This is a genomic window from Microcella alkalica, from assembly GCF_014137945.1.
In the GTDB taxonomy this organism is placed as follows: Bacteria; Actinomycetota; Actinomycetes; order Actinomycetales; family Microbacteriaceae; genus Microcella; species Microcella alkalica.
Genome location: NZ_JACGWX010000001.1, coordinates 713,494 through 729,357 on the forward strand (window position 1 = coordinate 713,494; position 15,864 = coordinate 729,357).

Genomic DNA, 15,864 nt, shown 5'->3' on the forward strand with positions numbered 1-15,864 from the left:
GCTCACGCCGTCGGCAGCCGCCATCGCTCGGCCCGCGGTCAGCGGTCGCGCAGCATGTTCGTCATGCGCACGGTGGAGAGGCGGCGCCCCTCCTCGTCGCGGATGACGATCTCGTGCGTCGCGAGCGTACGACCGAGAGACAGCGCGGTGCAGGTGCCGGTCACCCAGCCCGCAGTCGTCGACCGCGAGTGCGTCGCGTTGATCTCAATGCCGACCGCGTAGCGTCCCGGCCCGGCGTGGATCGCCGACGAGATCGAGCCGAGGCTCTCGCCGAGGACGACGTGGGCCCCTCCGTGGAGAAGGCCGATGACTTGCGTGTTGCCGTCGACGGGCATCCGCGCCACCGATCGCTCGGCACCGAGCTCGAGGAACTCGATGCCCATCTTGCGCGTCAGTGCGCCGCCGCCGGATGCGACGAGCCGCTCGTGGAGCTCGGGGTCGAGATCGGCGGGAATCTGCGGCATCGCGGGCCTTCTCCCCTTCCCTGAGGTGTCGGAGCGCCCCGTTAGGCTGGCCCCGTGACGGACTCCGGAAAGCCTACCCTCCTCATCGTCGACGGCCATTCGCTCGCGTTCCGCGCCTTCTACGCGCTGCCGATCGACAGCTTCGTCACCCACGACGGCCAGCACACAAACGCCATCCACGGCTTCATCTCGATGTTCCTGGGGCTCCTCGCGAAGGAGAAGCCGACGCACGTCGCCGTCGCCTTCGATATCTCCCGCTACTCCTTCCGCACCCGCGATTACGCCGAGTACAAGGGCACGCGCGCCGAGACGCCTCCGGAGTTCGTCGGCCAGGTGCCGCTCCTCCAGGAGGCCCTGGCCGCCATGAACGTCACGACGATCACGAAAGAGGACTTCGAGGCCGACGACATCCTCGCGACGCTCGCAGCGCAGGGCGCGTCGAAGGGCTACGACGTGCTCGTCGTCTCCGGCGATCGCGACACCATCCAGCTCGTGAACGACCGGGTCACGCTGCTCTACCCGAACGCTCGCGGCGTCAGCGAGCTCAAGCGATACGACGCGGACGCGGTGCGCGAGAGGTACGGGGTCGACCCCGGGCAGTATCCCGAGATCGCGGCGCTCGTCGGCGAGACGAGCGACAATCTGTCCGGCGTCGACAAGGTCGGCGAGAAGACCGCCGTGAAGTGGCTCACCCAGTACGGCTCGCTCGATAACCTCCTCGCGCACGCCGATGAGATCGGGGGAGTGGTCGGCAACAATCTGCGCGAGCAGCGCGATCGCGTCGAGCGCAATCGGCGGCTCAACCACCTCGTGACCGATGTGGAGCTGCCGGTCGGGCCCGACGATCTGGAGCGCGGCCCCATGGACGTCGCAGCGGTCAAGCGGGTCTTCGAGCGCCTGCAGTTCCGCGCGCTCACCGAGCGCGTGCTGAAGATCGCGGCCGCCGAGGGCGCCGACATGAGCGGCGAGGGCGCGGCCCGGTCCGCCGCGGCCGACGCTCCCGCCGTCCGCACGCTCGTCGACGAAGAGCTCGCCGCGTGGCTGCGCGCCGCCGTCGCGACGGGCGATCCGATCGCCCTGGTGGTGGATGCTCCGCTCGGCTCGCTCGACGGGTTCGGTCTCGCCGCCGGCGCCGACACGGTGCACGTGAACTGGGCGGCCGGTCGCCCCGACTACACCGCGCTCGAGGCATGGCTGGCCTCGGACGACCCGAAGCTCGTCGTCGACGGCAAGCGCGCCACGAGCATCCTCGCCACCCAGGACCTCACGCTCTCGGGCATCGCGTGGGATGCCTCCCTCGCGGCGTGGCTCGAGCGTCCGGGGTCGAGCACCCAGTCCCTCGGGGAGCTCGTCGGGAGCATCCTCGGCGAGAGCCTGCCCGAGCCCGACCCGAACCAGCTCGTCCCCGACACCGCGGCGCTCTCGCCCGCGACGGGCGCCTGGTATCTCGCCCGCATCGTGGCGGCGCAGCGCGAGCGGCTCGCGCCGTCGAGCGCGAGGGTGCTCACGACCATCGAGCTCCCGGTGACGCCCGTCATCGCCGCGATGGAGCGCGCCGGCATCGCGGTCGACCGCGCCGGGCTCACGGCGCTCAACGCCGAGCTGGGCGAGACCGCGGCGGGCCTCGCCGTGAGGGCCTACGCCGAGATCGGCCGCGAGGTGAACCTCGGCTCTCCGAAGCAGCTGCAGCAGGTGCTGTTCGACGAGCTGGGCATGCCGAAGACCCGAGCGACGAAGACCGGGTACTCGACCGACGCCGCCGCTCTCGCCGATCTGCAGGAGGCGCATCCCCACCCCTTCCTCGGCCTCCTCCTCCAGCACCGCGATGCGACGAAGCTGCGGCAGATGGTCGAGACGCTCGAGCGGGCGACGGCCGCGGACGGCCGCATCCACACGACTTACGACCAGACGGGCACGACGACCGGTCGCATCTCCTCGACCGACCCGAACCTACAGAACATCCCCGTGCGCACCGAGGCGGGGCATCGCATCCGTGCGGCGTTCGTCGCGGGCGAGGGGTACGAGGGGCTGCTGACCGCCGACTACTCGCAGATCGAGATGCGCATCATGGCTCACCTCTCGGGCGACCCGGGGCTCATCGAGGCGTTCACGACGGGGGAGGACCTCCACCGCTTCGTCGGCTCCCGGATCTTCGGCGTGCCCCCCGAGGAGGTCACCGCCGAGATGCGCACGAAGGTCAAGGCGATGAGCTACGGCCTCGCCTACGGGCTGAGCGCCTTCGGGCTCTCCAAGCAGCTGCGCATCTCGAGCGCCGAGGCGAAGCAGCTCATGACCGACTACTTCGCGCGCTTCGGTGCCGTGCGCGACTATCTGCGCTCGGTCGTCGTGCAGGCGAAGGAGGACGGCTATACCGAGACGATCCTCGGCCGCCGGCGCCCCTTCGCCGATCTCAACTCGCCCAATCGGGTGCTGCGCGAGAACGCGGAGCGCGCGGCGCTCAACGCGCCCATCCAGGGCACAGCGGCCGACATCATGAAGATCGCGATGATCGGCGTCGACGCCGACCTGCGCGAGCAGGGCCTCGGCTCGAGGATGCTTCTGCAGGTGCACGACGAGCTCGTGTTCGAGGTCGCGCCCGGCGAGCGGGAGGCCCTCGAGACGCTCGTGCGCTCGCGCATGGGCTCGGCGGCCGAGCTCGCCGTGCCGCTCGACGTGCAGGTGGGAACGGGCCCGAACTGGGACGCCGCGGCCCATTAGGCTCGCAACCATGACTGACAACGCCGCCAGCCGCCAGCCCACCGAGGTCGACACGATCGCCGAGGAATGGGTTGCCACGCTCGTAACCCTGAGCCCCGAGCTCGCCACCTACATCGGTGCCGAGGGGAAGCTCGACGAGTACCAGGACTACTCGCCCGCCGGCCGTGCGCAGCTGCACGCCGCGGGGCGCGAGGTACTCGCGAAGCTCGATGCTGCGACTCCCGTCGACGACACCGACCGCGTCACGATCGCCGACATGTCGGCCGAGATCCGCCTGCAGCTCGAGCTCGCCGACGCCGGGTGGGAGGCGCGCGATCTCAACGTCCTCGCCTCGCCCTCGCAGGGCATCCGCGAGATCTACGACCTCATGCCGACTGCGACGGAGGAGGACTGGTCGGTCATCGCCCGCAAGCTCACCCGCGTCGGCGATGCGCTCGAGGGGTACACCGAGACGCTGCGCGAGGGCATCGCGAACCAGAACACGCCCGCCGTCCGGCAGGTGCGCGAGGTGCTCGCCCAGGTGCGCACGAACGCCGCGCGCGACGGCTTCTTCGCGGAGTTCACCGGAGGCGCGGACGTCTCCGAGGGCCTGAGGAAGGAGCTCGCCTCCGCCGCCGAGCAGGCGGCCGACGCCTACGGCCGCTTCGGCGACTTCCTGGAGAACGAGCTCGCGCCGGTCGCGCGTCAGGAGGACGCGGTTGGCCGCGAGCTGTACGGGCTCCTGTCGCGCAGCTTCCTCGGCGCCACGATCGACCTCGACGAGACCTACGAGTGGGGCATCCAGGAGCTCGCTCGCATGGTCGAGGAGCAGACCCGCATCGCGAACGAGATCCTCCCCGGCGCGACGGTCGAGGAGGCCATCGCGCACCTCGAGAAGGACGAGTCGCGCAAGCTGCACGGCCGCAAGGCCCTGCAGGAGTGGATGCAGAAGCTCAGCGACACGGCCGTCGAGGAGCTCGCGCGCACCCACTTCGACATCCCCGAGCCGGTCAAGGCGCTGGAGTGCATGATCGCCCCCACGCCGGGCGGCGCGATCTACTACACGGGCCCCACCGACGACTTCTCGCGACCCGGGCGCATGTGGTGGTCGATCCCCGAGGGCGTCGACTCCTTCGACACGTGGCGCGAGACGACGACGGTGTACCACGAGGGCGTCCCGGGCCACCACCTGCAGATCGGCCAGGCCGTCTACAACCGCGCCGAGCTGAACTCGTGGCGGCGACTTCTCGCCGGCACGAGCGGCCACGCGGAGGGCTGGGCCCTCTACGCGGAGCGCCTGATGGAGGAGCTCGGCTACCTCGACGACCCGGCTGACCGTCTCGGCATGCTCGACGGGCAGCGCATGCGCGCCGCTCGCGTCGTGCTCGACATCGGCGTGCACCTCGGCAAGATCCACCCCGCGACGGGAGAGGTCTGGACGAGCGAGGACGCCTTCGCGTTCATGCGCAGGAACGTCAACATGAACGACGGCTTCGTGCAGTTCGAGGTCAACCGCTACCTCGGCTGGCCGGGCCAGGCACCGTCGTACAAGGTGGGTCAGCGCATCTGGGAGCAGATCCGCGACGAGTACAAGGTCCGCGAGGGGGCAGAGTTCTCCAACAAGGTCTTCCACAAGAAGGCCCTCGACATCGGCGGCGTCGGTCTCGACACGCTGAAGTCGGCCCTGCTCGGCTGAGCGTCTCCGGTCGCACTCGACCCCGGACGCCGCACGGCTCCGGGGTCGAGTCGTGTTGCCGCGCCCTTCGCGGGACGATAGGGTGGAGGGTCGCCAGTCCGGCGTCATTCTGTCCGCTCGCCCGGACGACATCTGCCAGCATCACGTCGCTCCGGGCCCGATCCATGTCCGCATCGGAGCAACCACTACATGACCACCGTAACGACCAAGGCCCCCAAGCAGGTCGCCATCAACGACATCGGCTCTGCTGAAGACTTCCTGGCCGCGGTCGAGAAGACCCTGAAGTTCTTCAACGACGGCGACCTCATCGAAGGCACCGTCGTCAAGATCGATCGCGACGAGGTCCTCCTCGACGTCGGCTACAAGACCGAGGGCGTCATCCCCTCGCGCGAGCTCTCGATCAAGCACGACGTCGACCCCACCGAGGTCGTCAGCGTCGGCGACACCGTCGAGGCCCTCGTTCTCCAGAAGGAGGACAAGGAAGGCCGCCTCATCCTGTCGAAGAAGCGCGCTCAGTACGAGCGCGCATGGGGCGACGTCGAGAAGATCAAGGACGCCGACGGCGTCGTGACCGGTCAGGTCATCGAGGTCGTCAAGGGCGGCCTCATCGTCGACATCGGCCTCCGCGGCTTCCTCCCCGCCTCGCTCATCGAGCTGCGTCGCGTCCGCGACCTCACGCCGTACCTCGGCCAGGAGCTCGAGGCGAAGATCCTCGAGCTGGACAAAAACCGCAACAACGTCGTCCTCTCGCGTCGCGCGCTGCTCGAGCAGACGCAGTCCGAGAGCCGCACCACCTTCCTCAACAACCTCGCCAAGGGCCAGGTCCGCAAGGGCGTCGTCTCCTCGATCGTCAACTTCGGCGCATTCGTCGACCTCGGCGGCGTGGACGGCCTCGTGCACGTCTCCGAGCTGTCGTGGAAGCACATCGAGCACGCGAGCGAGGTCGTCGAGGTCGGCCAGGAGGTCACCGTCGAGATCCTCGAGGTCGACCTCGAGCGCGAGCGCGTGTCGCTCTCGCTCAAGGCGACGCAGGAGGACCCGTGGCAGGTCTTCGCCCGCACGCACGCGATCGGTCAGGTCGCTCCGGGCAAGGTCACCAAGCTCGTTCCCTTCGGTGCGTTCGTGCGCGTCGCGGACGGCATCGAGGGCCTCGTTCACATCTCGGAGCTTTCGGGCAAGCACGTCGAGCTCGCCGAGCAGATCGTCTCGGTCGGCGACGAGGTGTTCGTCAAGGTCATCGACATCGACCTCGACCGCCGTCGCATCTCGCTGAGCCTCAAGCAGGCCAACGAGGGCGTCGACCCCGAGGGCACCGAGTTCGACCCCGCGGTGTACGGCATGCCGACCGAGTACGACGAGGCCGGCAACTACAAGTACCCCGAGGGCTTCGACCCCGAGTCGGGCGAGTGGAAGGACGGCTTCGAGGAGCAGCGCGGCAAGTGGGAGCAGGACTACGCTGCCGCCCAGGCCCGCTGGGAGGCCCACAAGAAGCAGGTCGCCACGGCCCTCACCGAGGAGTCCACGCTCGACCTGCCGAGCGGCTCGACCTTCAGCTCGGAGACCGCGGGTGCCGGCACCCTCGCCGACGACGAGTCCCTCGCCGCTCTGCGCGAGAAGCTCTCCGGCAACTGAGTCACCCGGGTCATTCGACCCGACCGCGAACGGGCCGTCCTCCCTCAGGGGAGGACGGCCCGTTCCGCGTTCCCGCCTCGCGTCGGCGGTTCAGACCTGCTCGACCGACAGCCGTCGGCGGCGAGCGCGGGCGAACATCAGCGGAACCGCGATCACGAGCGCGAGAAGCGCGACGACCACCATGACGGGCAGCACGAGAGCGAGAACGCTGAAGCCCACCGCGCCGATGTCCTCAGCGGTCGACAGCACCGGGGCCGCGGCCCCCGCGGTCAGCGCGTTGGCGGCCGGTCGAGCCGCCATCTTGGCCAGATGGACGAGCAGGGCGATCACGACGCCCGCGGCGATCGGGACCCACTGCTGCGATGCGACGAACTCGCCGGGGTCCGTGACCGCGACGGTCTGCGCACCGCTTCCCGAGCCGAACACGATGCCGCCCGCCGCAGGCCGGATGATCGTCTGGAGCCAGTCGTTGATCGTGTCGACGGCGGGCACCTTGTCGGCGATGAGCTCGATGACGAGCAGGACGGCGAGGCCCCCGAGCACCCACTCGTTCTCGAGCCACGTCCAGCCCGCCGGGAGCGCGACGACGTCGAGGAAGCGCCCGGCGAGACCCAGGAGCAGAAGGGGGATGTAGGCGTTGAGCCCGGCCGCGATCGCCAGGCCGGTGCCGGTCAGGACTTCGAGCACGGGGCGCCTCCTCGGGGTGTGAGGTCATGGTACTCGCCGCGACGGCACGCGTCTGCGGGAGCGCTCACGCCCAGTGGGTAGGGTCGAGGGGTGGAGGTCATCGGGCTCACGGGCGGCATCGCAGCGGGCAAGTCGGCGGTCGCCGCGCGGCTAGCCGAGCTCGGCGCCGTCGTGATCGACGCCGACCGGCTCGCACGAGAGGTCGTGGAGCCCGGCACCCCCGGTCTCGCCGCGATCGCCCATCGCTTCGGGGATGCCGTCCTCGCCCCCGACGGCTCTCTCGATCGCGCGCGGCTGGGCGCGATCGTCTTCACCGACGACGCGGCGAGGCGCGACCTCAACGCGATCGTGCACCCCGAGGTGCAGCGGCGGTACACCGATCTCGTCGCCGAGGCCTTCGACCAGGACGCGGACGCGATCGTCGTGTACGACGTGCCCCTGCTCGCCGAGGCGCGCGCGGCATCCGAGTTCGCTCTCGTGGTCGTCGTCGACGCCCCGCCCAAGGTTCGCCTCGATCGGCTCGTGTCGCTGCGCGGCATGGATCGTGCCGATGCGCGCGCCCGCATCGAGGCGCAGATCCCGGACGCGGCGCGACGGGCGATGGCGGGTGTCGTGATCGACTCGAGCGGGACGCTCGAGCACACCCTCGAGCAGGTGGACGCCCTGTGGGAGCGCCTGGTCGCCCAGCGCGCTGTCGGTGGTCGCTCCTAGGCTGGAGGGATGCAGCCCACGAGGTCCGTCCGCCCCTTCGAGGTCGTCAGCGACTACTCGCCGAGCGGCGATCAGCCGCAGGCGATCGCCGAGCTCGCGGCCCGCATCAACGCCGGTGAGACCGATGTCGTCCTTCTCGGCGCGACCGGGACGGGCAAGTCGGCGACGACGGCATGGCTCATCGAGCAGGTGCAGCGGCCCACTCTCGTCCTCGCGCACAACAAGACCCTCGCGGCCCAGCTGGCCACCGAGTTCCGCGACCTCCTGCCGCACAACGCCGTCGAGTACTTCGTCTCGTACTACGACTACTACCAGCCCGAGGCGTACGTGCCCCAGACCGACACCTTCATCGAGAAGGACAGCTCGGTCAACGCCGAGGTCGAGCGACTGCGCCACTCGACGACGAACTCTCTCCTGAGCAGGCGCGACGTCGTCGTCGTCTCCACCGTCTCGTGCATCTACGGCCTCGGCGCGGCGGAGGAGTACCTCGACGCCATGGTCGCCCTCCAGGTGGGCGAGCGCATCTCGAGGGATGCCCTCATCCGCCGCTTCGTCGGCATGCAGTACCAGCGCAACGACATCGACTTCTCCCGAGGCAAGTTCCGCGTGCGCGGCGACACGATCGAGATCATCCCCATGTACGAGGAACTCGCGATCCGCATCGAGATGTTCGGCGACGAGATCGAGGCGCTCTACGCGCTGCACCCGCTCACGGGCGACGTCATGAAGACGCTCGACGCGGTCTCGGTCTTCCCGGCGACCCACTACGCGGCCTCGCCGGACACGATGCAGCGCGCCATCGTCACGATCAAGGACGAGCTCGAGCTCCGACTCTCCGAGCTCGAGCGGCAGGGGAAGCTCCTCGAGGCGCAGCGGCTGCGCATGCGGACGACGTACGACATCGAGATGATGGAGCAGATCGGCTTCTGCAACGGCATCGAGAACTACTCCAGGCACATCGACGGCCGTCAGCCGGGCGAGCCGCCCAACTGCCTCCTCGACTACTTCCCCGAGGACTTCCTCGTCGTGATCGACGAGAGCCACGTCACCGTGCCGCAGATCGGAGCGATGTACGAGGGCGACGCCTCGCGCAAGCGCACGCTCGTCGAGCACGGCTTCCGGCTGCCGAGTGCGCTCGACAACCGGCCGCTCCGATGGGAGGAGTTCCTCGACCGCACGGGCCAGAAGGTCTACCTCTCGGCGACCCCTGGCCGGTACGAGCTCGGCATCACCGACTCGATCGTCGAGCAGATCATCCGCCCCACGGGTCTCGTCGACCCCGAGATCGTCGTCAAGCCGAGCAAGGGCCAGATCGACGACCTCCTCGAGCAGATCCGGCTGCGCGTCGAGCGCGACGAGCGCGTCCTCGTCACGACGCTCACCAAGAAGATGGCTGAGGAGCTCACCGACTTCCTCACCGAGGCGGGCGTGCGCGTGCGCTACCTGCACTCCGACGTCGACACCCTGCGCCGGGTCGAGCTGCTGAGCGAGCTGCGACAGGGCGTCTACGACGTCCTCGTCGGAATCAATCTGCTGCGCGAGGGGCTCGACCTCCCCGAGGTGTCGCTCGTCGCCATCCTCGACGCCGACAAGGAGGGCTTCCTCCGCTCGGCGACCTCGCTCATCCAGACGATCGGTCGTGCGGCGCGCAACGTCTCCGGCTCCGTCCACATGTACGCGGACGTCGTCACCCCGTCGATGGCGCAGGCGATCGACGAGACCACACGGCGCCGCGAGAAGCAGGTCGCCTACAACCTCGCCAACGGCATCGACCCGACGCCGCTACGCAAGAAGATCGCCGACATCACCGATCAGCTCGCCCGCGAGGGCGCCGACACCGCCGAGCTCCTCGCCCAGCGCGGCAGAAGCGGGGGCAGGTCCGCCCCGACGCCGCGCCGCCCGCGCGAGGGTAAGGCGGCCGAGGGCGCGACGGAGCTCGAGTCGATCATCGGCGACCTGACCGCGCAGATGCTCACGGCGGCGGCCGAGCTCAAGTTCGAGCTCGCAGCGCGCCTGCGCGACGAGGTCCAGGAGATGAAGCGCGAGCTGCGGCAGATGGTCGAGGCCGGCCACGTCCGCTGAGCCCACCCTGTGCGCGCTTGCCGCACGAGGGGCCGCACGGACGATTGTCGGGGGTGCCGCCTAGAATGACGCGAGTGTCGGCATCCCCTCTCGACCTCCATTCGCACCTGAGCGTGCGCGGCGCGCGCGTGCACAATCTGCGCGATGTCGACCTCGTGATCCCGCGCGATTCCCTCGTCGTCTTCACGGGCCTGTCGGGCTCCGGCAAGAGCTCGCTCGCGTTCGACACGATCTTCGCCGAGGGGCAGCGCCGCTACGTCGAGTCGCTCTCGGCCTACGCCAGGCAGTTCCTCGGGCAGGTCGATCGCCCCGACGTCGACTTCATCGAAGGGCTCAGCCCGGCTGTCTCGATCGACCAGAAGTCCACGAACCGCAACCCGCGATCGACGGTCGGCACGATCACCGAGATCTACGACTACATGCGCCTGCTCTGGGCGCGCGTCGGAATCCCGCACTGCCCCGTCTGCGGCGAGAAGATCCAGCGCCAGACCGTGCAGCAGATCGCCGACGAGCTCATGGAGCTCCCGGAGGGCCGCCGCTTCCAGATCCTCGCCCCCGTCGTGAGCCAGAAGAAGGGCGAGTTCGTCGACCTGTTCGCCGAGCTCGCGGCGAGCGGCTACTCCCGAGCCGTCGTCGACGGCGAGCTCATCCAGCTCTCCGAGCCGCCGACGCTCAAGAAGCAGAACAAGCACGACATCTCCGTCGTCGTCGACCGGCTCGTAGCCAACGCGGACGTCCTCACGCGCCTCACCGACTCGCTCGAGACGGCCCTCGGTCTCACCGACGGCATCGTCACGATCGACTTCGTCGACGAGGAGGCAGGAGCAGCGGCGCGCACGCGCACGTTCAGCGAGAAGCTCTCGTGCCCGAATCGCCACCCGCTACAGCTCACCGAGATCGAGCCGCGCACCTTCTCCTTCAACTCCCCGTTCGGCGCCTGCCCCGTCTGTTCGGGCCTCGGCACGCGGATGGCCGTGGATGTGGAGCTACTCGTCGGCGACCCGAGCCTGACGCTCAACGACGGCGTCATCCTGCCCTGGAACCAGCAGGGCAAGGGGCTCTACAGCTACTTCCAGAAGCTGCTCGCCGGTCTCGGCCGCGATCTCGACTTCTCGCTCGACACCGCATGGGGCGACCTGGAGGAGAGCACGCAGCAGGCGATCCTGTACGGCAATGACTTCGAGGTGCGGGTGAAGTGGCGCAACCGCTACGGGCGCGACGTCACCTACTCGACCGGCTTCGAGGGGGTCATCCCGTACATCGAGCGCAAGTACGCCGAGGCCGAGAGCGACTGGTCGCAGCAGCGCTTCGCCGAGTACCTGCGCGAGGTGCCCTGCCCCGAGTGCGAGGGTGCGCGGCTGAAGCCGGAGGTGCTCTCCGTCCTCGTGGACGAGCGCTCGATCTCCTCCGTCGCCGAGCTGAGCATCCACGACGCGTACGAGTTCATGCGGAGCATCCACCTCACCGAGCGCGAGGCCTCGATCGCCGCGGCGGTCCTGCGCGAGATCCGCGCGCGCCTTGAGTTCCTGCTCGAGGTCGGGCTCGGCTACCTGAGCATGGCCCGAGCCGCCGGAACCCTGTCGGGCGGCGAGGCGCAGCGCATCCGGCTCGCGACGCAGATCGGCTCAGGACTCACGGGTGTTCTCTACGTGCTCGACGAGCCGTCGATCGGCCTGCACCAGCGCGACAACCGTCGCCTCATCGACACCCTCGTCAAGCTCAAGGGCCTCGGCAACACGCTCATCGTCGTCGAGCACGACGAGGACACCATCCGAACCGCCGACTGGATCGTCGACATCGGGCCCGGCGCGGGGGAGCACGGCGGTCGCGTGGTGCACTCGGGCTCCTACGCCGACCTGCTGAAGAACCCTGAGTCGATCACGGGCGACTACCTCGCCGGGCGCCGGCAGGTGGTCGAGTCGCTCCCGCGGCGCTCGATCGACCAGGGCAGGCGATTGCGGATCGAGGGCGCCCGCGCCAACAACCTGCAGAACGTCTCGGTGGACATCCCCCTCGGCGTGTTCGTCGCCGTCACGGGCGTGAGCGGCTCGGGCAAGTCGTCGCTCGTGAACGACATCCTGTACAAGGTGCTCGCCAACAAGCTCAACGGCGCCCGCCAGGTGCCGGGGAAGCACACCAGGATCACCGGGCTCGAGCACCTCGACAAGGTCGTCCACGTCGATCAGGCGCCGATCGGCCGCACCCCGCGCTCCAACCCCGCGACCTACACCGGCGTCTTCGATCGCATCCGGGCGCTGTTCGCCGAGACCGTCGAGGCCAAGTCGCGCGGGTACCTGCCCGGCCGATTCAGCTTCAACGTCAAGGGTGGACGTTGCGAGAACTGCGCGGGCGACGGCACGATCAAGATCGAGATGAACTTCCTGCCCGACGTCTACGTCGCGTGCGAGGTCTGCGCCGGCGCCAGGTACAACCGCGACACCCTCGCCGTCCACTACAAGGGCAAGAGCATCGCCGAGGTGCTCGACATGCCGATCGAGGAGGCGGCGGAGTTCTTCGCCCCCATCACGGCGATCCACCGGTTCCTGAAGACGCTCGTCGACGTCGGTCTCGGCTACGTGCGTCTCGGCCAGAGCGCGACAACGCTCTCCGGAGGCGAGGCGCAGCGGGTGAAGCTCGCGACCGAGCTGCAGAAGCGCTCCAACGGGCGCAGCATCTACGTCCTCGACGAGCCGACCACCGGGCTGCACTTCGAGGACGTCCGCAAGCTGCTCGCCGTCCTCGGCGGTCTCGTCGACAAGGGCAACACCGTCGTCGTCATCGAGCACAACCTCGACGTGATCCGCGCCGCCGACTGGCTCATCGACCTCGGCCCCGAGGGCGGCTCGGGCGGCGGCACGATCCTCGCCACCGGCACGCCGGAGGAGCTCGCCCGCGTCGAGGGCAGCCACACCGGGCACTTCCTCGCCGAGCTCCTTCCCGCCGCCCGAGCGGCCAGCTGAGCCGCCGCACGATCGTGGCGACCGCGAGCGAGACCCGGGAGGCGTGGCGCCCGCGCCGGGGCGAGATCCCGACCGAGCCAGGCGTCTACCGCTTCCGCGACGACGCCGGGCGCGTCCTCTACGTCGGTAAAGCGAAGAACCTCCGCTCGCGCCTGAGCAACTACTTCCAGCCGCTGCACGCCCTGCACGAGCGGACCCGTCGGATGGTCACGACCGCGCGCGGCGTCGAGTGGACGGTCGTCGGGAGCGAGCTCGAGGCTCTCGAGCTCGAGTACACCTGGATCAAGGAGTTCTCGCCGCCCTTCAACGTCAAGTTCCGCGACGACAAGACGTACCCGTACCTCGCCATCACGCTCGGCGATCGCGTGCCGCGCGTCATGGTGACGCGCACCCGCGGCATACCGGGCGCGCGCTACTTCGGGCCGTACACGAAGGTCTGGGCGGTTCGCGAGACCGTCGACATCATGCTCAAGGCGTTCCCGGTGCGCTCGTGCACCGAGAGCACTTACAAGCGCGCGCATGACCGCAACAGGCCGTGCCTGCTGGGCGACATCGGCAAGTGCGCGGCGCCGTGCGTCGGCCGCGTGACCCCGGAGGAGCACAAGTCGCTCGCGCTCGATTTCGCCTCGTTCATGGCGGGCAACGACGCGAGCTACGTGCGCGACCTGCGCACCAGGATGGCGGAGGCCGCCGCCGAGCTCGACTACGAGGCGGCAGCCCGCTACCGCGACCAGATCGGCGCGCTTGAGACGGCGCTGTCCAAGAGCACGCTCGTGCTCGCGGACGACGTCGACGCCGACGTCTTCGGCATCGCCTACGACGAGCTCGCCGCCGCCGTGCAGCTGTTCATCGTCCGCGGCGGGCGGATCCGCGGAGTCCGCGGGTGGGTCGTCGACACCGAGCTCGACGTGACGCTCGCCGAGCTCGTCGACTCAGTGCTGCAGAACGCCTACGACGGCGGCGAGCCGCCCGCGCGCGAGATCCTCGTGCCGGCCATTCCCGATGACGCCTTCGCCCTACAGCAGGTGCTGAGCGAGCGCCGCCGTGCGGCGGGGGAGCGGGGCGTCGTCGTCGTGCGCTCCGCTCGCCGCGGCGACAAGGCGGCTCTGAGCGAGACCGCGCTGTCCAACGCGCGCGGCGCACTGCAGGTGTACAAGACGCGCCGCAGCGGCGACTTCACCGCGCGCTCGCAAGCGCTCGCGGACATCCAGGAGGCCCTGGGCCTCGCCGAGGCGCCCCTGCGGCTCGAGTGCTTCGACGTCTCGCACCTCGGAGGGACGAACCAAGTCGCCTCGATGGTCGTCTTCGAGGACGGTCTGCCGCGCAAGGATCAGTACCGGTCGTTCTCGATCGCGAGCGCCCGCGACGACACCGACGCCGTGTACCAGGTGCTCTCGCGGCGGCTCGCGTACTTGAGGCCGGGCGTCGACGGCGCCGAGGTGCCGGCCGACACTAGCACCGACCCCGCCGCCGTCGCGAGCGACTCGGCCTCGGCGCCCTCGCCGGCGGCCGGCGCCAAGAAATCGTTCCACTACCGGCCCGGTCTGCTCGTGATCGACGGCGGCCAGCCGCAGGTGCAGGCGGCGGCGCGGGCGATCTCCGACGCCGGCATCACCGATCTCGCGGTGTGCGGCATCGCGAAGAGGCTCGAGGAGATCTGGCTGCCGGACAGCGACTTCCCCGTGATCCTGCCGCGGACATCCGATGCCCTGTTCCTGCTGCAGAGGCTGCGCGACGAGGCGCATCGATTCGCGCTCAAGCATCAGCGCACGAAGCGGAAGCAGAGCATCTCGACCGAGCTCTCGAGCGTGCCGGGGCTCGGCCCCGCCCGCGTGCGCGAGCTGCTGTCGCGATTCGGATCGGTCGCCCGGCTCCGCACGGCGACGCTCGACGAGCTCATGGCGATCGCCGGGATCGGCCGCAAGACCGCCGAGGCCGTGCAGCGTGCCATCAGCGCGCCCGCGACTAGGCTGGAAGCACACGACCCGAGCGCAGTGAGGCCACCCGAATGACCGACCGTCCCGCCCACGACGTGGTGATCGTCACCGGGATGTCCGGTGCGGGTCGATCGACGGTCGCGAACGCCCTCGAGGACCTGGGCTGGTACGTCGTCGACAACCTCCCGCCGCAGATGCTGCGACCGCTCGTCGATCTCGCCGTGCACCCGGGGAACCACCTGCCCAAGATGGCCGCCGTCGTCGATGTTCGCGGCGGGCGGCTCTTCGCCGATCTCCGGCTCATCGTCGAAGAGCTCCGCGACCGCGCCACCGTGCGCGTGCTCTTCCTCGAGGCGACGGACGCGGCTCTCGTGCGACGATTCGAGCAGGTCCGCCGACCGCATCCGCTCCAGGAGGACGGCACGCTGCTCGACGGCATCGGGCGCGAGCGCGAGCGCATGCGCGAGGTGCGCGAGCTCAGCGACATCATCATCGACACGAGCGAGTTCAACATACATCAGCTCGCGACGACGGTGTCGGAGCTCTTCTCGCCCGAGGGAGCGTCGACGGTGCGGGTCACGCTCGAGAGCTTCGGCTTCAAGTACGGCCTCCCGAGCGACGCCGACTTGGTCGCGGACGCGCGCTTCCTGCCCAATCCATTCTGGAAGGAGCCGCTGCGCGCGCTTACGGGCATGGACGACCGGGTAAGCGACTACGTGCTCTCGCAGGAGGGCGCGCGCGAGTTCGTCGACCGCTACGTCGCCGTGCTGCAGACGATCCTTCGCGGGTACGCGCGCGAGAACAAGCGGACGGCGACGATCGCCATCGGCTGCACCGGGGGCAAGCATCGTTCCGTCGCCGTCGTCGAAGACATCGCCGCGCACCTTCGGGGGATGCCCGGGGTCTCCGTCGCCGTGAAGCATCGCGACCTCGGACGCGAGTAGGCTCGACTGTCGCCCCACGAGGGCGCCGTTCACCCCCCGCTTCACCGAGAGGAC

The 15,864-nt window shown here is 69.5% G+C and carries 10 protein-coding genes; 8 read left to right on the forward strand and 2 right to left on the reverse strand.

Annotation, left to right across the window (positions count from 1 at the left end; translation table 11 throughout):
• Positions 1-38 precede the first annotated feature (38 nt).
• The gene (locus tag FHX53_RS03430) at positions 39-464 is read right to left on the reverse strand and encodes a hotdog fold thioesterase (RefSeq protein ID WP_182489919.1); all 426 of its coding nucleotides are present in this window, start codon (positions 462-464) and stop codon (positions 39-41) included.
• A gap of 54 nt (positions 465-518) precedes the next feature.
• Here FHX53_RS03430 and polA point away from each other — a divergent pair, with 54 nt between their 5' ends.
• The 3 genes from polA to rpsA all read left to right on the forward strand — a co-directional run bounded on the left by polA (position 519) and on the right by rpsA (position 6,489).
• The gene (gene polA / locus FHX53_RS03435) at positions 519-3,182 is read left to right on the forward strand and encodes a DNA polymerase I (protein ID WP_182489920.1); all 2,664 of its coding nucleotides are present in this window, start codon (positions 519-521) and stop codon (positions 3,180-3,182) included.
• Positions 3,183-3,192: 10 nt separating this feature from the next.
• Positions 3,193-4,857: a DUF885 domain-containing protein gene (locus FHX53_RS03440; RefSeq protein WP_182489921.1), complete on the forward strand. Its 1,665-nt coding sequence runs from the start codon at positions 3,193-3,195 to the stop codon at positions 4,855-4,857.
• A gap of 189 nt (positions 4,858-5,046) precedes the next feature.
• Entirely contained in the window at positions 5,047-6,489 is a 1,443-nt protein-coding gene (rpsA, locus tag FHX53_RS03445) for a 30S ribosomal protein S1 (protein ID WP_182489922.1), read from the forward strand.
• Positions 6,490-6,579: 90 nt separating this feature from the next.
• Here the strand turns inward: rpsA and FHX53_RS03450 are convergent, their stop codons facing one another.
• Positions 6,580-7,176: a DUF4126 family protein gene (locus FHX53_RS03450; RefSeq protein ID WP_182489923.1), complete on the reverse strand. Its 597-nt coding sequence runs from the start codon at positions 7,174-7,176 to the stop codon at positions 6,580-6,582.
• A gap of 90 nt (positions 7,177-7,266) precedes the next feature.
• Here FHX53_RS03450 and coaE point away from each other — a divergent pair, with 90 nt between their 5' ends.
• From coaE to rapZ, 5 genes are all read left to right on the forward strand, one after another.
• Positions 7,267-7,887 carry a dephospho-CoA kinase gene (coaE, locus tag FHX53_RS03455; protein WP_182489924.1) on the forward strand — a complete coding sequence of 207 codons (621 nt, stop codon included), beginning with the start codon at positions 7,267-7,269 and terminating at the stop codon, positions 7,885-7,887.
• A 9-nt stretch (positions 7,888-7,896) separates the two neighbouring features.
• Positions 7,897-9,969, forward strand: a complete 2,073-nt coding sequence (uvrB, locus tag FHX53_RS03460) for an excinuclease ABC subunit UvrB (RefSeq protein ID WP_182489925.1) — start codon at positions 7,897-7,899, stop codon at positions 9,967-9,969.
• A gap of 65 nt (positions 9,970-10,034) precedes the next feature.
• Positions 10,035-12,929 carry an excinuclease ABC subunit UvrA gene (uvrA, locus tag FHX53_RS03465; RefSeq protein WP_182489926.1) on the forward strand — a complete coding sequence of 965 codons (2,895 nt, stop codon included), beginning with the start codon at positions 10,035-10,037 and terminating at the stop codon, positions 12,927-12,929.
• 14 nt (positions 12,930-12,943) lie between these two features.
• Positions 12,944-14,941, forward strand: coding sequence for an excinuclease ABC subunit UvrC (gene uvrC, locus FHX53_RS03470; protein WP_182489927.1), 1,998 nt, complete (start codon positions 12,944-12,946; stop codon positions 14,939-14,941).
• Complete coding sequence (gene rapZ / locus FHX53_RS03475) at positions 14,938-15,810, forward strand: RNase adapter RapZ (RefSeq protein WP_182489928.1); 873 nt, start codon at positions 14,938-14,940, stop codon at positions 15,808-15,810. The genes uvrC and rapZ overlap by 4 nt, the downstream gene beginning before the upstream one ends.
• The last annotated feature ends 54 nt before the right edge of the window (positions 15,811-15,864 follow it).

Excerpts from the sequence above, each read along its gene's own strand:
- rapZ (WP_182489928.1), top strand. The coding sequence starts at position 14,938 with ATGACCGACCGTCCCGCCCACGACGTGGTGATCGTCACCGGGATGTCC.
- uvrA (WP_182489926.1), top strand. The coding sequence starts at position 10,035 with ATGACGCGAGTGTCGGCATCCCCTCTCGACCTCCATTCGCACCTGAGC.
- rpsA (WP_182489922.1), top strand. The coding sequence starts at position 5,047 with ATGACCACCGTAACGACCAAGGCCCCCAAGCAGGTCGCCATCAACGAC.
- uvrB (WP_182489925.1), top strand. The coding sequence starts at position 7,897 with ATGCAGCCCACGAGGTCCGTCCGCCCCTTCGAGGTCGTCAGCGACTAC.
- FHX53_RS03440 (WP_182489921.1), top strand. The coding sequence starts at position 3,193 with ATGACTGACAACGCCGCCAGCCGCCAGCCCACCGAGGTCGACACGATC.
- FHX53_RS03430 (WP_182489919.1), bottom strand. The coding sequence starts at position 464 with ATGCCGCAGATTCCCGCCGATCTCGACCCCGAGCTCCACGAGCGGCTC.